The organism is Mesorhizobium sp. LjRoot246 (assembly GCF_964254115.1).
GTDB lineage: Bacteria > Pseudomonadota > Alphaproteobacteria > Rhizobiales > Rhizobiaceae > Mesorhizobium.
Map to the genome: position 1 here is coordinate 3866631 of NZ_CAXUSN020000001.1, position 18875 is coordinate 3885505.

The 18875-nt window shown below is 63.4% G+C and carries 14 protein-coding genes and 1 pseudogene; 9 read left to right on the top strand and 6 right to left on the bottom strand.

From position 1 onward, the window contains the following. The first annotated feature begins 1 nt into the window (after nt 1). The 3 genes from ACSQ3L_RS18700 to ACSQ3L_RS18710 all read left to right on the top strand — a co-directional run bounded on the left by ACSQ3L_RS18700 (nt 2) and on the right by ACSQ3L_RS18710 (nt 2899). Nucleotides 2–823 carry an ABC transporter ATP-binding protein gene (locus ACSQ3L_RS18700; RefSeq protein ID WP_436161295.1) on the top strand — a complete coding sequence of 274 codons (822 nt, stop codon included), beginning with the start codon at nt 2–4 and terminating at the stop codon, nt 821–823. 14 nt (nt 824–837) lie between these two features. Next, nucleotides 838–2211: an MlaD family protein gene (locus ACSQ3L_RS18705; RefSeq protein ID WP_436161296.1), complete on the top strand. Its 1374-nt coding sequence runs from the start codon at nt 838–840 to the stop codon at nt 2209–2211. Nucleotides 2212–2290: 79 nt separating this feature from the next. Further along, a complete protein-coding gene (locus ACSQ3L_RS18710; RefSeq protein ID WP_436161297.1) occupies nt 2291–2899 on the top strand; it encodes an ABC-type transport auxiliary lipoprotein family protein in 609 nt (202 codons plus the stop codon). A gap of 33 nt (nt 2900–2932) precedes the next feature. Here ACSQ3L_RS18710 and ACSQ3L_RS18715 read toward each other — a convergent pair. Together ACSQ3L_RS18715 and ACSQ3L_RS18720 are read right to left on the bottom strand one after the other, a co-directional pair. Then, nucleotides 2933–3542: pseudogene (locus ACSQ3L_RS18715) on the bottom strand (3'-5' exonuclease). Nucleotides 3543–3729: 187 nt separating this feature from the next. Beyond that, nucleotides 3730–9873 carry a kinesin gene (locus ACSQ3L_RS18720; protein ID WP_436161298.1) on the bottom strand — a complete coding sequence of 2048 codons (6144 nt, stop codon included), beginning with the start codon at nt 9871–9873 and terminating at the stop codon, nt 3730–3732. Between the two features lie 272 nt (nt 9874–10145). Between ACSQ3L_RS18720 and ACSQ3L_RS18725 the strand changes: the two genes are divergently transcribed. The 3 genes from ACSQ3L_RS18725 to ACSQ3L_RS18735 all read left to right on the top strand — a co-directional run bounded on the left by ACSQ3L_RS18725 (nt 10146) and on the right by ACSQ3L_RS18735 (nt 12076). After that, nucleotides 10146–10514 (top strand): Hpt domain-containing protein, encoded by a 369-nt coding sequence (locus ACSQ3L_RS18725; RefSeq protein ID WP_292644125.1) that lies wholly within the window; start codon nt 10146–10148, stop codon nt 10512–10514. A gap of 112 nt (nt 10515–10626) precedes the next feature. Beyond that, complete coding sequence (locus tag ACSQ3L_RS18730) at nt 10627–10947, top strand: 2Fe-2S iron-sulfur cluster-binding protein (protein ID WP_013531878.1); 321 nt, start codon at nt 10627–10629, stop codon at nt 10945–10947. Nucleotides 10948–11041: 94 nt separating this feature from the next. Beyond that, nucleotides 11042–12076: an NAD(P)/FAD-dependent oxidoreductase gene (locus tag ACSQ3L_RS18735; protein WP_436161299.1), complete on the top strand. Its 1035-nt coding sequence runs from the start codon at nt 11042–11044 to the stop codon at nt 12074–12076. Between the two features lie 48 nt (nt 12077–12124). Here ACSQ3L_RS18735 and ACSQ3L_RS18740 read toward each other — a convergent pair whose 3' ends face one another. Both ACSQ3L_RS18740 and ACSQ3L_RS18745 read right to left on the bottom strand, forming a co-directional pair. Next, the gene (locus tag ACSQ3L_RS18740) at nt 12125–13600 is read right to left on the bottom strand and encodes an MDR family MFS transporter (protein ID WP_436161300.1); all 1476 of its coding nucleotides are present in this window, start codon (nt 13598–13600) and stop codon (nt 12125–12127) included. Between the two features lie 211 nt (nt 13601–13811). Then, entirely contained in the window at nt 13812–14429 is a 618-nt protein-coding gene (locus tag ACSQ3L_RS18745; protein WP_436163479.1) for a DUF922 domain-containing Zn-dependent protease, read from the bottom strand. 124 nt (nt 14430–14553) lie between these two features. Between ACSQ3L_RS18745 and folP the strand changes: the two genes are divergently transcribed. The 3 genes from folP to folK are packed head-to-tail and all read left to right on the top strand — an operon-like array spanning nt 14554 to nt 16264. Further along, a complete protein-coding gene (gene folP, locus ACSQ3L_RS18750) occupies nt 14554–15405 on the top strand; it encodes a dihydropteroate synthase (protein WP_436161301.1) in 852 nt (283 codons plus the stop codon). 3 nt (nt 15406–15408) lie between these two features. Continuing rightward, entirely contained in the window at nt 15409–15768 is a 360-nt protein-coding gene (folB, locus tag ACSQ3L_RS18755) for a dihydroneopterin aldolase (RefSeq protein WP_436161302.1), read from the top strand. Then, nucleotides 15752–16264: a 2-amino-4-hydroxy-6-hydroxymethyldihydropteridine diphosphokinase gene (gene folK / locus ACSQ3L_RS18760; protein ID WP_292179212.1), complete on the top strand. Its 513-nt coding sequence runs from the start codon at nt 15752–15754 to the stop codon at nt 16262–16264. The genes folB and folK overlap by 17 nt, the downstream gene beginning before the upstream one ends. Before the next feature lie 193 nt (nt 16265–16457). On the opposite strand, the gene ACSQ3L_RS18765 is transcribed toward folK, so the two are convergent. Both ACSQ3L_RS18765 and ACSQ3L_RS18770 read right to left on the bottom strand, forming a co-directional pair. Then, the gene (locus ACSQ3L_RS18765; protein WP_436161303.1) at nt 16458–17003 is read right to left on the bottom strand and encodes a DUF924 family protein; all 546 of its coding nucleotides are present in this window, start codon (nt 17001–17003) and stop codon (nt 16458–16460) included. A 14-nt stretch (nt 17004–17017) separates the two neighbouring features. After that, nucleotides 17018–18853: a monovalent cation:proton antiporter-2 (CPA2) family protein gene (locus ACSQ3L_RS18770; RefSeq protein ID WP_436161304.1), complete on the bottom strand. Its 1836-nt coding sequence runs from the start codon at nt 18851–18853 to the stop codon at nt 17018–17020. Nucleotides 18854–18875 lie beyond the last annotated feature (22 nt).

Genomic DNA, 18875 nt, shown 5'->3' on the forward strand with positions numbered 1-18875 from the left:
GATGAAGCTGCGAAACCGGAAAAAGGAAAGTGCACTGGCGCACGACACGGGCGAGGGCGACATCGTGCTTTCCGCGCATGACATCAGCGTGTCCTTCGCCGACAAGCTTATCCTCGACAAGCTGTCGCTCGACATAAGGCGCGGCGAGATTCTCGGCTTTGTCGGTGCCTCGGGCGCCGGCAAGTCCGTTTTGCTGCGCACCATTCTCGGCCTGACACGCAAGCAATCGGGCACGATCAAGCTGTTCGGCGTCGATATCGAGAAGGCCGGCGATGCCGAGCGTTTGCGCATCGACATGCGGCTTGGCGTGCTGTTCCAGCATGGCGCCCTGTTTTCGGCGCTGACGGTGCTGGAAAACGTCCAGGTGCCGATGCGCGAGTATCTCGACCTGCCGCGAAAGCTGATGGACGAACTGGCGATGCTCAAGGTCGAGCTGGTCGGGCTGCCGCCGGACGCGGCGCAGAAATTCCCGTCCGAACTGTCCGGCGGCATGATCAAGCGCGCCGCGCTGGCCCGGGCGCTGGCGCTCGACCCCGACATCGTCTTCCTCGACGAGCCGACATCGGGCCTCGATCCGATCAGCGCGGCGGAGTTCGACGAGCTGGTCGTCAAGCTGCGCGATACGATGGACCTGACCGTCTATATGGTGACGCACGACCTCGACACGCTTTTCACCGCTTGCGACCGGGTGGCTGTGCTTGGCAAGAAAAAAGTGCTGGTCGAAGGCACCATCGACGACATGCTGAAGAGTGAGGAGCCGTGGGTAAAATCCTATTTCCGCGGAAAACGCGCCCGGCAACTTGATCTTGCAGCGCGCGCATAGCCATAAGTGGGACAATGGAAACCAGAGCCAATTACGTCATTGTCGGCATTTTCACGCTGGCCGCGATCCTGGCGGCGTTTGCCTTCGTCTACTGGACGGCGGCGATCGGCGACAAGGGCGAGACGACGGTGCTGCGCGTGCGCATTCCAGGCTCGGCGTCCGGGCTTGGCCGCGGCAGTTTCGTGCTGTTCAACGGCGTTAAGGTCGGTGATGTCAGGCGCGTCTATATCGACGTCGACAACCCGACAGTCGCTATTGCCGACACCGAGATCGATCGCCTGACGCCGATCACCAAGTCGACGCAAGCCGATATCGGTCTTGCCGGTCTCACCGGACAGGCCAACATCGAGCTCAAGGGCGCCGACCCCAAGGAGGTAAAACTCCTCGACCAGGCGGAAAAGGAAGGCAAGGTCGCCGAGATCGTCGCCAACCCCTCCGCGGTGACCAACCTCTTGCAGACAGCCCAAAACATCTTCACCCGCGCCGACAAGGTGCTGACGGAACTCGAAGGCTTCACCAAGGACGTTCGCGGGCCGCTGACGCAGACCGTGCAGAACGTGCAGACGTTCTCCGATGCGCTGGCCAGGAATTCGGACGGCATCGACAAGTTCCTGTCCGCCGCCAGCACGTTGGCTGATGAGCTGAAAGGCGTTTCCGGCAAGCTCGACGGCACGCTGAAGGCCGCCGAAGGCCTTCTCAACGCCGTCGACAAGGACAAGATCAAGAGCATCGTCGCCAATGTCGATGCGGTGACCGGTAACCTCAAGGAGACGTCGAAGCAGCTCGACGGTGTGATCAAGAACGTCGATACCGCGGTTGGGTCGGTCAACGATTTCGCCAAGCGGACGCAAGGCACGCTGGCCAAGGTCGACGGCGTGCTCGACGGTATCGATCCCGCACAGGTGCGCTCCGCACTCGCCAACATCCAGAAGGCCAGCGAGAGCGCCGACAAGGCCGCCGCCGACATCGCGGAGGTGACCCACAAGTTCGCCAACCGGGCCGACGATATCGACCAGACGATCAAGGACGCCAAACAACTCGCGCAACGGCTCAACGACGCCTCGGTGCGGGTCGATGGCATCCTCGCCCGGGTCGATCACTTGCTCGGTTCCGGGCAGGCCGATGGCGTGATGGCGGATGCCAGGGCGACGCTGAAGTCGTTCAAGCAGGTCGCCGACACGCTGAATGCCCGGCTTGGCGTCATCACCGACAATCTGACGCGCTTCTCGGGCCAGGGGCTGTCGAATGTCGAGGCGCTGGTGCAGGACAGCCGCCGTTCGATCAGCCGCATCGAGGAGGCGGTAACCGATCTCAGCCGCAATCCGCAGCGCATCCTGACGGGCGGCGAAGGAGAGGTCCGTCAGTTTGACGGCAGGGCGCGGCGTTGACTTCGGCATCGGCGCGCCCCAGAAACATGAGCCGCGAAAGCGGGTTGATCTTACGCTCCGGGGACAACGGGGATCGCGCGTGAAATCTGTGTGGGTTAAAACGGGCTGGGTGACATCGGCTGTGGCACTGCTTGCCCTGACGCTGGCCGGCTGCGCGGCGTTGGGCGCCAAGCCGGCGCCGCTCGATACGTTCGAATTGTCGGCGCCGTCGGTCGACGTGCGTGGCCACAGCCGTCGCCAGATCCTGATCGCGCAGCCGTCGGCGCTCAAGGCGCTGGACAGCCAGAACATCGTCATCAAGCCATCGGACCGCTCGATCCAGTATCTCAAGGGCGCCCAATGGGCCGACCGGCTGCCGCTGATCGTGCAGGCGCGGCTGGCCGAGACCTTCCAGCGTTCGGGCAGCTTCGCCGGCGTCGGCAAGCCGGGCGAGGGCCTGGCGATCGATTACCAGGTGATTGTCGAGGTCCGGTCCTTCGAAGTGCGCGTCGACGGTGGCGAACATGCCGAGGTCGATTTGTTCGTGCGTATTCTCAACGACCGCAATGGCGAGGTTCGCGCCTCCAAGAGCTTCACCGCATCCGCGCCCGTTTCGGGCAGCGGCAATCCTGGTTATGTCAGTGCGCTCGACAAGGCGTTCGGCGATGCCGCCGGGCAGATCGTGCGCTGGACGACCTCGGTGATCTGAGCGCGAGGCGCGCCGGAATCCTAGCTCACCCACCTACAAGCGGTCGAAGGTGCCCGGCCGGAGCTTTCCAGTCTTTATCAGGTGCTGCAGGGTGTAGGTCACGGACAGCGCGTCATCGAGCGCGTCGTGCCCCTGCAATGGCGGGTGCTCGACGCCATCCGCGAGCTTGTTGCTCGGCGTTTTCGCTAGGTCCTCGATCGGCATTCCAGCCGCGATCAGCAGCTTGACGGCGTTGTCAAACCGGGTGGCCTGGATCGAAGGTTGAATGCCCGCGACATAGCAACTGATGGCGATCATGTTCAATTCGTCCTTGCCCCAGGACCAGAACCGCGCGCCACCGGAAAAGCGATCGACGTCGGCGAGGGCTTCCCTCAGGGGTGACCCCTTCGGCCTCCAGGTCTTGCTCGGTGATGCCGGTCAGCTTGGTGAAGAACGGGTCGAGGGCGTATCTCTGACCAAACCGGTCAACCGGTCTGATATAGGCCTTGTGTGTACCGAGCAGTGGAAAATCGTCCTCGAGTCCAAGCCTGACGGCGCCGATCTGCGCGATCACCGGGTCGGGATCGTGGGCCGCGCACCAGAATCTGCGTTGCGAGCCCTCAAGACAAAGAAACTCGCAGTCGAATATGATTGCCGTTTTCACGATCACACCCTTTGAGCGTCCGGGCAGTGGTACTGTCGGTGGATTTTAGTGCCGTCGAGAATCGACTTTGGGCCGATTCCCGAACGCGTCCATCGGCTCGCAAAACTTGTTGCGGGCAGGTTCAGCGCGTGCCGCGGGTTTAGGTAGTCACAGGCGGGATTTTGGCCCCGCCTGTTCAATTCCTGCCTTACTGCAGGCGGCCGCTGGCGTGGGCCAGCATGGTGTAGACCTTGCCGGTATCGGACGTCAGGTAGGTCTGCGCCATGATGTTGTCGCGGTCGTTGCGCGAGACATCCTTGAGCAGCTTCTCGAAATCGTCGCAGTAGCGGTCGACGGCGGCGCGGAACTCGGCCTCCGCCTGATACTTGCGACGGATCTCGTCGAACGTCTGCTGGCCCTTCAGCGTGTAGAGTCGCCGCGTGAACACGTCACGCTCGCCGCGCCGGTAGCGATTCCACAACTCGATCGAAGCCTCGTGGTCGATGGCCCGCGCGATGTCGACGGAGAGCGAGTTCAGCGATTCCACGACATGCAGGGGCGAGCGCTGGGCAGGGGCCGCGCGCGGTGTTTCCGCGGGCGTTGCCGGCCTGGCGTCCTCTTCTCGCGATGCTCCGCTCAGGAGATCACGCACCCAGCCGCCTTGTGGCGTGCGGGCGTTGGCGTCACCGCGCTGGCGCGGTGCCGCCTCGGCTGGACGCTCCATGTCGAGCGTGCCGCGCAACGCAGGGCCGCCCAACGGCGCCTGAGGTGTGCGCAGCTCCGGCTGCGGTGCCGGCGCGCGACGCTGCGGCTCGGCGGCGCGTGCGGCCGGCGCTTGCGGCGCCGGGCGCAGGTTGCGTGGCTCGGACCCATCGCCGCCGCGGCCGGACTTCGCAACGATGTCCGAAAGCTCCTTCAGGGCGTTGATCTGCTCGGAAACGGCGCGGCGGATGGCCGAGGTCGATTCCTTTGCCTCTTCCGGCATCTCGATGACGCCCTTCTTGAGCTCGGCGCGGGTGAGGTCGAGTTCGCTCTTGATCGAACCCGCGGTGCGTCGCATCTCCTCGGTCGCATCGGCGAAGCGCTTGGTTGCCGAATCGACGACGTCGGTGATGGCGTTGCGGATCTTGTCGGCCGATTCCATCGTCTTGCCTTCGGCGTTCTGCAGCGTCTGGCCGACGAGATTTTCGAACGAGCGCATGACCCTTTCGAGATCTTCCGACTTCTTGACCAGGCCAACGGCGAGGTCCTCGAGCGACGACTGCCGTTCGAGCGTGTGCTCGAGATTGCTCTGGGCCGAGCTCAACAAGTCCGAAGCGCTGGACAGCAGGCGGCTGTGCTCGTCGAACTTGGTGGCGATCGACGCGACCTCACGCAAGGTGGACGATGACAGTTCCGTCAGCCTTGTCGTGTTCGAATCGACCAATCGCGCCGAGCTGGCGAAGGTCTGCGCGGCTTTCTCCGTGGTGGCGGCGAAGCTTTGCGTGCTGCCGCTCAGGCGTTCATCGACCTGGCCGAGATTGACCGCTGCCTGGTCGATCAGCTGACCGAGCTGCGAACTGGACTTGGTCATGCGGCCAATGAGGTCGGCGACGCTGTCGGACAGCGACGAGCGGGCTCCCTCGACCGCCGACAAGGTCTCGGCGGTGCGGTTGGCGAGCGCGTCGACAAGTGCGGCATTCTCGCTGCGCAGCTTCTCGGTGGCGCGCTCGGTGACCTCTTCCATGCTCTTTTGCAATTCCGAGCCGCCCTGGGCGAAGCGCTCGACCAAAGGCCGTGCGGTTTCGTCGAGGATTTTCGACATTTCGGCCGAACGTGCCGCGAGCATGGTGTTGAGTTCGCGGGTGTTGGCGCCGATCGTCTTGGCGGCGTCGTTGGTGCTCTGACCGATATGCTGGCCAACCGCGGTGAAGGTCTCGGCGATGACATTGGCGCGCGAGACGAGTTGCGCCTCGGCATTCGACACCTGCTCGTTGAGCTTCCGGCCCATCGTCTCGGCCGTGTTGGCGAGGCGGTTCTCGACGCCTGAGACCTGCTCTTCGACGCGCGCGGCCGCGGCCGCCGCGCTCGATGCAAGCCGCTCGTCGGCGCCGGCAAGCGCCTGCTCGATTTCGCGGGCATGCACGGCCATTTCCTGGCCGGTCCGCCTTGCGCGTTCGGCGACCCTTTGCTCGGTATCGGCAAAGGCACCGACGATGGTTTCGGCATGCTCGCCGATCGTGGTGGTGCTGCTGGCGACACGCGATACCAGACGCTGATCGGCATCGTCGAAGATGCGGCCGATTTCCGAGGCGCGGCTCGACAGCGCTTCCGAACCTTCGGCGATGCGTGAGACCAATTGCCGGTCGGCGTCATCGAAGATGCGGCCAAGGTCCGATGCACGGGCGGCGAGCGCTTCGGCCGATTCGCCGATACGCATGCCGAGCCGCTGGTCGGCGCTTTCGAAGTTGCGCAGGATGTCGCCGGCGCGAGCGGCGAGCGACTGGGCCGTCTCGATGGCGCGGGCGACCAGCTTCTGGTCGGCCGCATCGAAGGTGCCGGCAATCTCGCTGGCACGGGCGGTCAGTTGATCGGCGGTTTCCTGGGCGCGGGCGGCGAGCTTCTGGTCGGCCACTTCGAACGTGCCGGCAATCTGGCTTGCACGAGCGGCCAGCTGATCGGCGGTTTCATGGGCGCGGGCCAGCAGCGAGCTGGACGTATCGTCCGCACGGGCAAGCAAGGCGTTCGACGTATCTTCAGCGCGGGCATGGAGGCGGCGATCGGCATCCTCGAAGGTGCGGGCGATGTCTTCGGCTCGCGCCAGCAGGGCGGCGGAAGTCTGTTCGGCGCGCTCGGCGATCTTGCGGTCGGCGTCACTGAACGCGGCACCGGCCTGCTCATGCAGGGTGCTGGTGACTTCCAGCACCTTTTCGCGCAGGGCGCCGGCGACAAACACAGCGCTCTTCTCGAGCACGGCGCGGACATTGTCGACGCCTGTCGAGAGTGCACGTTCCATGGTGCCTGCGCGCTCCTCGATGATGCCGGTCTGCCGGCCGAACGCCTGCTCGATCTTCTCGACATCTGCAGCGATAGAAGCAGAGATATCGCTGCTTCTTGCAGCGATCTGGTCGATGTGGCCCGACAGCGAGCGGTCGACATCCCTGCGGGTCTCGGCCAGCCTGCCGAGATCGTCTTCCAGGGCGCGGGTCAGCATGTCGCGGCCTTCGGCCAGCTTCCCGACATGCCCGGCGACGACGTTGTCGATATCGCCGCGGCTTTCGGTCAGCTTCTGCAAATCCGCCTCGAGGGCGCGTTTGAGAATGTCGCGACCCTCGGCCAGTTTCTCCACCTGGCCGGCGACCAGCCCGTCGATGCTGGAGCGGCTCTCGGCCAGCTTGGCCAGATCGTCTTCAAGCGCCTTCGACAGGGTCGAGCGCTCCTGGACAAGCCTTTCCGCGTGGCTGTTGACGAGGCCACCGACGTTTTCGAGGTCGGCCTCGAGCGCCTTCGACAGCGTCGAACGGTCCTGGGCAAGCCTCTCGGAATGGTTGTTGACGAGGCCGTTGACGCTTTCGAGGTCAGCCTCGAGCGCCCGTGCGAACTGTGCACGGTCATCGACCAGCTTCTGCGACTGGTCGGCAACGGTGTTCTTGATCGCATTGAGGTCGGCTTCCAGGGCACGCCGCAGGATGTCGCGGCCTTCCGCCAGCTTCTCGACCTGACCGGCAACCAGCCCGTCGATGCTGGAACGGCTGTCGGCCAGCTTGGCGAGGTCGTCCTCGAGGGCCTTGGACAGCGTCGAGCGGTCCTGAACCAGCTTGTTCATGTGGTCGGCGATGACGCTGTTCACATTCTGCAGGTCGGCTTCCAGGACCCGCGAAAGTTGCCCGCGATCCTCGGCCAGCTTTTCCGACTGGCTCGATATGACGCCCTTGATCGTGTTCAGATCGGATTCCAGCGCGCGCTTGAGAATGTCGCGGCCTTCGGCCAGCTTCTCGACCTGGCCAGCGACGAGGCCGTCGATGCTCGAGCGGCTCTCGGCCAGCTTGGCAAGGTCGGCTTCAAGCGTCTGTGACAGCAGGCTGCGATCTTCGGCCAGCCGTCCCGAATGGCCTTCGATCAGGTTGCGTATGCCGGACAGGTCGCTGTCGAGCGAATGGGAAAGCTGCGTGCGGTCTTCCGCTAGCTTGGTGGAATGGGTCTCGATGAGGTTCTTGATGCCGATAATGTCGTTTTCCAGCGCCTTGGCGAGCACGGCGCGGCCCTCGGCGATCTTTTCCACCTGACCGGCTACCAGACCGTCGATGTCGGCGCGGCTGTCGGACAGTTTGCCGAGGTCTGCTTCCAAGGCGCGCGACAGGATGTTGCGGCCCTCGGCAAGTTTTCCAACATGTCCGGCAACCATTTCATCAATGATCGTACGGGCTTGTACCAGTTTCCCTGAGTCTTCATTCAAGGCAGTGGAGAGCCTGTTGCGGCCTTCTTCCAGCCTTTCGAGATGGCTGCCGAGCGACGCATCGATGGCCGCCCGCGATTCATTGACCTTGCGCAGATCCTCTTCGAGGGCACGCGAGATCAGGCTGCGGCCATCGGCCAGTTTCTGCACCTGGTTGGTCACCGCCGCATCGATGCCGGCGCGGCTCTCGGCGAATTTCGCCAGATCGGCCTGCATGGCCTCGGCCATGCGCTCGCGGCTTTCGGACAGTTTTCTGCTGTGGTTCTCGACGGCTTCCTCGATGCCGACGCGGGCGTCGGCGAGCCGCTGGATATCGCTGTCGAACGAACGCGAGACGACATGGCGGGCGGCTTCCATGCGCCCGGCGAAGTCGCTGGCACGGGCTTCGAGCATGGAGGAGGTCGAGGTGACGATGTCGGCCATGTCGGCGCCGATCTGGGTCTTGCCCTGATCGATCATCGCCGACAGCGTGTCCTTGCTCTCGGCAAAGGTGTGCGCGATTTCGCGGGCGCGCTCGACCAGCGTTTCGTTGATCTGGCGGGCGCGGGCCTCGAGTGCCGCATTGAGCTTCTGCGTTCCGGTGTCGAGCGCCTCGGCGCGGGTCTGGAACTCACTGATCAGCGCCTGGCCGCGTTCGGCGAGCGTCCGCTCGATGCCGTTGAGGCTGGCCTCGAATTCGGAATTGAGGGTCCGCGCGGCGCCGCCAAGCAGGGACACCATGCCGGTGGTGCGATCGTCGAGCAGATCGGTCAACGACCGCGTCAGGCCGTCCGTGGTGTCCGTGAGCTTGGCAATGCGGGTGTCGAGAAGGCTGGCGAAGGCCTCGCCCGAGGTCGACAGGCGGTCGGTGATCGAATCGAGCCGGCCTTCCACCGAATCGAAGATCGACATCGAGCTTTCATTGATGCGGTCGATGAGCGTGTCGCCGGAATTGTTGATGGTCATCGACAGTTTGGTCGACGCATTGAGGATCGAGTCGCGGATGATGTCGGAGGCGGCGCCGATCTCATCCTTCAGCGTCTCGTGCGCGCCGGTGATCGAGGCGCGGACGCGCTCGGCATGGCTGACGACGGCTTCGCGTTCGGAGCCGAGCCCGTCGACCAGCGAACGGATGCGGGATTCATTCTCGGAATAGGAGCGTTCGATCTGGTTGACTTCGCTGTGGACCAGCGTTTCCAGCTCGACGGCGCGGGCAAGCGTGCGTTCGATACCTTCGCCCATGGCCGCAACCTCGCGACGAACGGCCTGGCCGATCATCATGACGCGATCCTGGGCAAGGTTTTCCGGCTCGGTCAGGCGGAAGGCCACTTCGGTCATCGACTGGGCGGCGATGCGCATTTCCTGGGCGCGGCGAATCATGGCCGCGAAGGCCCAGAACAGGATGACGGGCACGATCGCCGCGACGGCGAGGCCGATCAGCTCCGGACGGGCAAGGAACTGGTCGATCGTACGAATACTCCAGATGCTCGGTCCGAAAAGGAGATTGGCCAATCCGCCGGCGCCGGCAAACCAGGCGAGCGAAACGAAGGCAACGACCCAGTAAATGGTGTTCGAAGCACGCCTGTTGAGGCTGTGCAGGAGCGTCTTGTAGTCCTTTTGCCGATCGTCATTTGCCGGCGCGAAACCCGCGGGCTGGGCGCCATTGCGTGTCTCCACGGGGCGCAACTCGGCAGGCTTGGCCTTTGGCGCGGGTTTCGCGGCCTGGCTCTGATCGACCACGGGCTCCGATTTGTGATTGCGTCCCTCGCGCGCCAACTCGTCGGCGGCCTGGGATATCTGCGCTTCGAGATCCTCCATCGAAGCCGCGATGTCGAGGTCGCCGCTGCCGACATCGTTGCTGAGGTCGAAATCGAGCGCCTTTTCCAGTTCCCTGGCCACGTCGTTGTCGAGAGTTCTCGTCGTTGGTTTCTTTGCCATGCCTTCGCTACCCTGTACTAGCTGCCGCGGGCTTATAATTCTGTTTGTCTTACCACGCGCAGGAGGCTGAAAATGGACCCCTCGTATCGTAATGACACAGGGGGGTAAAGAAAACATGCATTCCGCGAGATACGTAAAACTTTAAATATAAGGTTAACGGAGCCGTGATTTCGGCGCCGTTTTGGTGACATTTTTCCCGGCCATTCATTAACCCGTTGTCCATTGGAATCGCCTAGGTTTTCGGGCGATCGAAGAAAACGGAGTTCGAGTTCATGCGTGGCGAAAGCGGCATTGCCTTCTCAATGCCCGGGGGCGACGTATCCGGACCAAGGCGGTCACGGCCGGTCGATTTGGCACACCTTGCCCGCCAGACGATGGGCGACCGCAGCCTCGAGCAAGAGGTGCTGGCGCTGTTTGTACAACAGGCGCTGTCGGTGCGCGACAGAATAGTCGACGCCGATATCAAGGACCGGCTTCTGCTCGCCCATGGCCTGAAGGGCTCGGCACGCGGCGTGGGTGCCTTCGCCATTGCCGATTGCGTCACCGAGATCGAGCGCCAGCCGGAAGACAGCCAGACGCTCAAGCGGCTTGGCACTCTGATCGACGAAGTGCGCGATTTCATCGCCGCCATCAGTCGCTGAATCCGACGCTGAACCCAGTTTGTGGAAAAACGTCACCGAGCGGCGCTTTCGCACGGCAGTTGACTTGCTCGCCGGAGTGATTATCTCGGCTGGAACTCCCTTCAGGTGACAAATGACCAAGCTGACTTTCATCGCCCATGACGGCACACATTTCGACATGGACGCCGAGAACGGCTCTACGGTCATGGAGAACGCGATCCGCAACGCCGTGCCCGGGATCGAGGCGGAATGCGGCGGTGCCTGCGCCTGCGCGACCTGTCACGTCTATGTCGATGAAGCATGGACGGCTGAAGTCGGCGAGCCTGAAGCGATGGAGGAGGACATGCTGGACTTCGCCTACGACGTCCAGCCGAACTCGCGGCTGTCATGCCAGATCAAGGTACGCGATGCGCTTGACGGCCTGGTTGTCCGTGTGCCGGCCCGCCAGGGATAAGCGCAGGATCTTTGCCAACTGATTTTTACCGCTGCGGCTTGGCAGCGGAGCAATGGTCATGCAGTGTCCTGCTGTTTCGCAGCGAGGCACAGGCATGACCGACATCATCAGGACAGACGTGCTTATTGTCGGGGCAGGGCCAATCGGCCTGTTTGCCGTGTTCGAACTCGGCCTGTTCGACATGAAGTGCCACCTGATCGACATTCTCGACCGGCCCGGCGGCCAGTGCGCGGAACTCTATCCGGAAAAGCCGATCTACGACATTCCCGGCTGGCCTTCGATCTCGGCGCAGGGGCTGGTCGACAAATTGCTCGAGCAGATCGCACCGTTCAAACCTGACTTCACTTACAACCGCATGGTTTCCAGCCTGGAAAAACTGGAGGACGGCAGTTTTCGCGTCATCACGGATGAAAATGAGGTGTTCGAGGCCAAGGTGGTGGTGATTGCCGCCGGCGGCGGCTCCTTCCAACCCAAGCGCCCGCCGATCCCTGGCATCGAGCCTTATGAAGGCAAGAGCGTCTTCTATTCGGTGCGCCGGATGGAGGATTTTCGCGGCCACGACCTGGTTATTGTCGGCGGCGGCGACTCCGCGCTCGACTGGACGCTCAACCTGCAGCCGGTGGCAAAGAGCGTGACACTGGTGCACCGGCGGCCCGAGTTCCGTGCCGCGCCCGACAGCGTCAACAAGATGTATGCCATGCAGGAGATGAAGCAGCTCGAATTCCAGGTCGGGCAGGTGACCGGATTGACCGGCGCCGACGGCCAGCTGTCATCGGCCACCATCAAGGGGCCGGATGGCAATGTCGAGGTGCCTTGTACGCGCATGCTGCCGTTCTTCGGCCTGACCATGAAGCTCGGGCCGATCGCGGAGTGGGGGCTCAATCTTCACGAGAACCTCATTCCGGTCGACACCGAGAAGTTCCAGACATCGGTGCCGGGCATCTTCGCGGTCGGCGACATCAACTGGTATCCGGGCAAGCTCAAGCTGATCCTGTCGGGTTTCCACGAGGTGGCGCTGATGGCGCAGGCGGCCAAGCGCATTATCAGCCCCGGCGAGCGCATCGTGTTCCAGTACACGACCTCGTCGACCAGCCTGCAGAAGAAGCTCGGCGTGGTGGAAGCGTCCTGAAGCGCGTCGCTTTGAATCGAATGCAGCCGGCGCGCTTTGCGTCTTTTGTCAGTCGGCCAGCACCGGAGCCTCGGGACGGCCGCGCAGCGGCTTTTCCGGCATCAGCACGAGCGCGACGAGCGCCATGACCAGCATCGCGACCGCGGTGAAGAAGATCATGACGAATGCCTGGACCTCGACGGCGGTGCTCGCCGCCTGGATGCCTTCTCCGGCCAGCGGCAGGCCATAGCCGAGCGCGACCGCACCAAGAATGGCGACGCCGAGCGCGCTGCCCAAAGAGCGAAGGAAGATCAGCACGCCGGTGGCGACGCCGAGATGGGCCTGGTCGACGGCATTTTGAACCGCCACGGTGGCAACCGGAAATGTCGTGCCGCTGCCCAGGCCGATGCAGGTCGTCAGGATCTCGACGATCAGCAACGAAGTATGCCCCGCCACCAGGCTGAGCACGCCGAGGCACAGGATAGCGAACGTCATCCCGACCATCGCGATCCGCTTGTAGTGAACGAAACGCTGGATCGTGCGGCCGCTGATTGTCGCGCCGGCGACAGTACCGAGCATGAGCCCAAGCATGGCGGTTCCCGACCCACTGGCCGAAAGCCCGAGGATGGACTGCAAATAGACCGGCAGGTAGACCACGAGCCCGATATTGGCGGCCTGCAGCAGGAACAATGACAACGTGCCGGCAAGGACGATGGGGTTGCCAAGCACTTCCAGCGAGATCAATGGTTCGGCCGCGCGCATCAGCCGCAACGCAAAGGCGCTCCAGATGACCGCCGAACAGGCGAGCAGCCCCAGGATTTCGCGTGACAGCCACGGATATTCGCTGCCACCCCAGTTCAACGCCAGCAACAGCAAGGCGGTGGCCGCGACGAGCAGCAACGCGCCGAGGCCATCGATGCGATGGTGTTTCGCCGCGATCGGCAGCTTTCTCAGCGGCTTGTTGATGATCGCCATGGCGACGAGACCTAGCGGGATGTTGATCCAGAAGATCAAGGACCAGTGGAGATGTTCGGCGAAGGTGCCGCCCAGAAGAGGGCCTGCGATGCTGGCGACCGCCCAGGTTCCTGCGATCCAGGCCGAGTAGCGCGCACGCTCGCGAGGCGGCACGAGATCACCGATCACGGTCTGCGCCAGCGCAAACAGGCCGCCGCCACCGGCGCCCTGGATCGCACGGCCGACGATCAGAACCAGCATGTTGGGCGCCATGGCGCTGACAAGGGATCCGACAAGAAAGATGAGGATTGCCGCGTAAATCGTTGGCCGGCGGCCATAAACGTCCGATATCTTGCCATAGAGCGGCGCCATCGCGGTGGCGGTCAACAGGTAACCGGTCACGATCCAGGGCAGATATTCGGCATGGCCCAGCAGGCGCGCCATCGTCGGCATCGCCGGCGCGACGATGGTCTGGTCAAGCGCGGCCAGAAGCATCGACAAGAGTACGCCGCCGATGATGGCATTCTTTTCGCTCTCGCTGAGAGGCGCGTCGGTCTTCACCACCGTCTGACTATCGACAGTCTGGTCCATGATCGTTCATCCGTAGGCTTGCGACCCGCCGGCGCTATTCAGCCGTTCCGGTTCTTGACCGTCTTGATCGCATTGGCGTTTTTAGCCCGCGCGCCCGGCGAGCCTGACATATGTTGTCGTTCCATATAGGCCGATTTCGACAGGGGCTCGAAAGTTTTTCGAAGCTGGCACCATGCTTCGGCGAATTTGGCTTTCGCCAGTTCGAGCGCGTTCAGGCCGGCGGCAGTTGGCCGTTCCCGATGCGCTCCATGCGGTAATGCAGCAGCCGCAGGATGCGGCTTTCGAAATTGACGCTTTCGACACGGTCGAACTGAAGCTGGGCGCGATCGTGTTTGGCCAGAACGGCCGCGGTGATTGCGGCGGCCTTGGCCTTGGCGGCGTCGCAGTCCCTTTGCGGGTAGGTGGCTTTCAGCGCCTCTTCGAGCTCGCGGCCATGATTCTTGGCGATCTCGACGTGGCGCTCCTCATGACGTTTGATGTCGGCCGACAGCGTGTTCCAGAACAGCCTGACATCGGCGTCCGCCTTGCGCGGACGGCGCCACTCGGGAAGGATCACCTTCACTTTGACGGTCACCACAGCGTCGGCGATCCGGCAGGAACTCGACGTCCGCGCATAGCTGACACGGGTGGTGAAGGCCATCTGCGTGGCTCCAGGGTGTCGCATACCGGTGCTTTTCACCTCCGGTCCGCGTTTGGAAAGCTGTGCCTCGATGTCGTCGAGCGTACTGCCGCCGATGGCGAAATAGCTGTATGTCTTGACGAGATTGGCCGCACCCGCCGGGAGCGGGGCCACTGCGAGCAGCAGCGCGCAAGCCAAGGATTGTTTCATGCCAGGCATGGATCGTTTCATCATGTTGCCTCTTCGGCCACCTTGCTTTACGGCCGTTGCCGGCGCAACGGAATTGATCCACTAGAGATCACACATGGTTGATGAACTCCATGGTTGATAAGCAATGACGGTCAGGCGATGGCAGTTGGCGCATGGGCGCTATCTCGACCTTGGCGACAAGGCCGTGGTCGTCGGCATCCTCAATGTCACCCCCGACAGTTTTTCCGACGGCGGTCTTTTCGAGGCCCCCGACAAGGCGCTGGCCCAGGCACGGCGCATCGTTGGGGAAGGGGCACTGGTCGTCGATGTCGGCGGCGAATCGACCCGCCCAGGTGCTGCCGCGGTATCGGCCAGCCAGGAACAGGCCCGCATCCTGCCGGTGATCGAAGCGCTGGCGAGCGCCAGCGAAGTGCTGATTTCGGTCGACACCTATCGTGCCGACACGGCCCGGCTTGCGGTTGCCGCCGGCGCGCATATCGTCAACGATGTCTGGGGCTTGCAGCGCGAGACCGATATTGCGCGTGTCGCCGCCGATACCGGCGCCGGGCTGGTCATCATGCATACCGGGCGGGATCGCCAGAAGCTGCCGGACGTGATTGCCGATCAGTTGGCGTTCCTGCGAAAATCGCTGGAAATCGCCCGCCAGAACGGCATTGACGACGATCATATCGTGCTCGATCCCGGTTTCGGCTTCGCCAAGGAGACGGCGGAGGAAAATCTCGACCTGATGGCTCGGTTTTCGGAGTTGCATGCACTCGGCTTGCCGCTGATGGCTGGCACGTCGCGAAAACGCTTCATCGGCGCGGTCACCGGCCGTGATGCGGGCGACAGAGGTGTTGGAACGGCGGCGACCAGCGTCATTTTGCGGCTCAAGGGCGCCGATCTGTTTCGCGTCCACGATGTCGCATTCAACGTGGACGCATTGGCGCTCGCGGATGCTATGCTGGCGCGTCAGACGGACCGGACGAGAAACTGAGCGATGTATGTCATCCGCATGAAGAACTGCGCTTTCTTTGCTCGGCACGGCGTGCTGGACGAGGAGGAAAGGCTCGGCCAGCGCTTCTATGTCGATGCCGCTCTCACCGTTGATCCAGGCCGGGCGCTTGCCGAGGATTCGATCGAGGATACAGTCCACTACGGCACTGCATTCACCGTGATCGAAAAGATCATCACCGGGCAGCGCCGTTTTCTGATCGAGTCCCTGGCGCTTGAAGTGGCGCGTGCGCTGACGGCGCGTTTTCCGCAGATAAAGAAAGCCGAGATCACGGTGCGCAAACCGAACGCACCGGTGCCCGGAGTGCTCGATTATGTCGAGGTGACCGTTGTCTGGCCCGAATAGTACCGTTTATCTCAGCCTTGGCGGCAATCTTGGCGATCCGGCGAAATCCATGGGCGCGGCGCTGCGCATGCTGGATGCGGACGCGGACACGCGCGTCACCGGCGTCTCTTCGCTCTATCGCACGCCGCCCTGGGGCAAGCTCGATCAGCCGGATTTTCTCAATGCCGCCGCCGAAATTTCCACCGGGCTTGCACCGCGCGCCTTGCTCGATCTTTGCCTCGATGCCGAACGAAAGCTGAAGCGGGTGCGCGAGGAACGCTGGGGGCCGCGGCTGATTGATATCGACATTCTGGTGTTCGGCGACCGCGTCATCCATGAAACCGGGCTGGAAGTGCCGCATCCACGCATGCTGGAGCGCGCCTTCGTGCTGGCGCCGCTGGCCGAGATCGCGCCCGGCCTGATTGTCGATGGTCGCAGCATCACCGACCGGCTGGTCGCCGTGGACAGCTCTGGCATCGAGCGGCTGTCATCCGGCCGGGAATGGTGGCTGGCCTAGGTGCGTTGATATTCAGGTGATGCCGGCCTGCAAACGGCTGATACCTGCGCTTCCCCGTTCTACTGCGTCGACGCAGTAGAACTGAGCTCACGTACCCAAATGTACGCTCCGCTCCGGTTCTCGGAACCCACCGTTTTCGACTCGGCCTGACCTGAATCTCAACACACCTTGGAGCGGGGCGGCAGCGGGGTCTTTAGCCCGAGAATCCGCCGCCATCCAGGAACGCCTGTTCCTGCGCTGTGGTCTCGCGGCCAAGCATCCGGTTTCGGTGCGGAAAACGGCCGAAATTCTGAATGATATCGCGATGTTCGACAGCGTATTTCAAGTAGGGCTCGGCCCTGGCCTGTGTCAGCTCGACCGATATGTGTTGGTCGGCCAGCAGTTCCGAATGCTCGTACGGCAGATAGAGGAAGACGCGGAGTTCTTCCTCGAGCGTCAGATCATGGCCGGCCGCGATCGCCTTTGTGGCAAAATATCTTGCGAGCGGGTCGGTCGCGTACATGTGGCCGGTGCCGCGAAAACAGTTCCGCGGAAACTGGTCGAGCAGGATCATCAGCGCCAGCGCGCCTTCGGCATGTTCCAGCCAATCGTCGCATTCACGCCGCGCGGCGGCGTGGTGCAGGTCGAGAAAGCGGTCGCGGAACTCGGCATCGAATACATCGCTCTTTTCGAACCAGGCATCCTCGCCGGCATCGCGCCAGAATTTGGTGACCGACAGGGCTCTGCTGTCCAATTCCATGCCTAATTCCTTGTTCAATCCGCGGGTTCGGATTTGTGCAGGACGCCGGCGGTCTCTTCGTTGAGCGCTTGGCCGGCGCGGCGCGGCGTGGACAGCGGTGTCGGGATGGGTGTGCCGATATTGCCCTTCAGGAAGCGCTGTCCGGCGCGGACGCCTTCGGCGAGCTGCGTTTCGAAACGGGCGGTGTCACGGCGCCGCACATCGTCGATCACCTCAGCCACGTCTTCCGGATCGACACCGAGCGATTCCAGGGCGGAACCACCAAAGACCAGCGCCGATTCGAAGGTTTCGCGCAGTTGGTAGTCGACGCCGGCGCGAATGAGCTGCAGCGCGGTGCCGCGGTCGAAAGCCCGCGCCAACACCGTGAGCAACGGGAATTCGGCCTTGATCAGCTGGGCGATGCGAACGGCGGCATCGGCCTTGTCGACGCAGATCAGCACGGCGCGCGCCCGGCCGGCGCCGGCGGCATGCAGGATGTCGAGCCGCGTGCCGTCGCCATAGTAGACCTTGAAGCCGAAATCGGCCGCCGCCTGGATCATCTCCACCTCATTGTCGATGATCGAGACGTCGATGCCGCGCAGCAACAGCGGCTGGCTGGCGATCTGGCCGAAGCGGCCGAAACCGATGATCAGCACGCTGCCGGTCAGGCCATCGGCGACGTCGACGCCGTCGAGCGACTGCTCGTCGCGCGGTGTCAGATAGCGCAGCGCGACGATCGCAAGCGGGGTCAGCACCATGGAGATGATGACGATCGCCGTCAGCGTCGCGTTGGCGTTGCCGTCGATGATGCCGACCGCCGCTGCCGCCGAGTAAAGGACAAAGGCGAATTCGCCGCCTTGCGCCATGAAGACCGCGCGCTCCAATGCTTCGCGATGGCCCGACTTCAGGATGCGGGCGACGATGTAGATGCCGAACGCCTTCATCACCATGTAGGCGACGACATAGATGGCAATCAGCCGCCAGTTCGCGGCCACCACATGCAGGTCGAGCGACATGCCGACAGCAAGGAAGAACAGGCCGAGCAGGATGCCGCGGAACGGCTCGATGTCGGCTTCGAGCTGATGGCGGAAGGTCGATTCCGACAAAAGCACGCCAGCCAGGAAGGCCCCCATCGCCATCGACAGGCCGCTGAGCTGCATGGCGAGTGCGGACCCTAGAACCACCAGGAGCGCCGCCGCCGTCATCACCTCGCGGGCGCGGGCATCCGCCAGGATGCGAAAGAACGGATTGAGCAGATACCGGCCGGCCACCACCAGGCCGACGATCGCGGCGAGGCCGATGCCGACCTCGGTCAGCCGCTCCGACAGGCTGGTGTCGGCTCCACCGGGCGCCAGGAACGCGATCAGGGCCAGCAACGGCACGATGGCCAGATCCTCAAGCAGCAGGACCGATACGATGCGCTGGCCTTTCGGTGCGGCGATTTCGCCGCGTTCCTCGAGAAGTTGCATGACGATCGCCGTCGAAGTCAGCACGAAGCCGGCGCCGGCTACGAAGGATTGCGCGATCGGAAACCCTCCCGCCACGCCGACACCGGTCAGCAGCAGCGCGCAGACGCCGACCTGCAGCGCGCCGAGGCCGAAGATCTCGCGGCGCAGGCTCCACAGCCGCGACGGCTGCATTTCCAGCCCGATGATGAACAGGAACATCACCACGCCGAGTTCGGCGACATGAAGAATGGCTTCCGATTCGGAAAAGACGCCGAGGCCGAACGGGCCGATCACCACACCGGCGGCCAGATAGCCGAGGATCGAGCCGAGGCCCATGCGCTTGAAGATCGGAACGGCGACGACACCGGCAGCAAGCAGCGCCACCACCTGAACCAGATCACTGCCCGATGCTTCCGCCGCCATGCCTCTTGTCCCTGTGTCTCGC

Coding starts and splice junctions, on each gene's coding strand:
- ACSQ3L_RS18735 (WP_436161299.1), top strand. CDS start 11,042: ATGACCGACATCATCAGGACAGACGTGCTTATTGTCGGGGCAGGGCCA.
- ACSQ3L_RS18705 (WP_436161296.1), top strand. CDS start 838: ATGGAAACCAGAGCCAATTACGTCATTGTCGGCATTTTCACGCTGGCC.
- ACSQ3L_RS18765 (WP_436161303.1), bottom strand. CDS start 17,003: ATGGAATTGGACAGCAGAGCCCTGTCGGTCACCAAATTCTGGCGCGAT.
- folB (WP_436161302.1), top strand. CDS start 15,409: ATGTATGTCATCCGCATGAAGAACTGCGCTTTCTTTGCTCGGCACGGC.
- ACSQ3L_RS18700 (WP_436161295.1), top strand. CDS start 2: ATGAAGCTGCGAAACCGGAAAAAGGAAAGTGCACTGGCGCACGACACG.
- ACSQ3L_RS18720 (WP_436161298.1), bottom strand. CDS start 9,873: ATGGCAAAGAAACCAACGACGAGAACTCTCGACAACGACGTGGCCAGG.
- ACSQ3L_RS18730 (WP_013531878.1), top strand. CDS start 10,627: ATGACCAAGCTGACTTTCATCGCCCATGACGGCACACATTTCGACATG.
- ACSQ3L_RS18745 (WP_436163479.1), bottom strand. CDS start 14,429: ATGAAACAATCCTTGGCTTGCGCGCTGCTGCTCGCAGTGGCCCCGCTC.
- ACSQ3L_RS18725 (WP_292644125.1), top strand. CDS start 10,146: ATGCGTGGCGAAAGCGGCATTGCCTTCTCAATGCCCGGGGGCGACGTA.
- ACSQ3L_RS18740 (WP_436161300.1), bottom strand. CDS start 13,600: ATGGACCAGACTGTCGATAGTCAGACGGTGGTGAAGACCGACGCGCCT.
- folP (WP_436161301.1), top strand. CDS start 14,554: ATGACGGTCAGGCGATGGCAGTTGGCGCATGGGCGCTATCTCGACCTT.
- ACSQ3L_RS18770 (WP_436161304.1), bottom strand. CDS start 18,853: ATGGCGGCGGAAGCATCGGGCAGTGATCTGGTTCAGGTGGTGGCGCTG.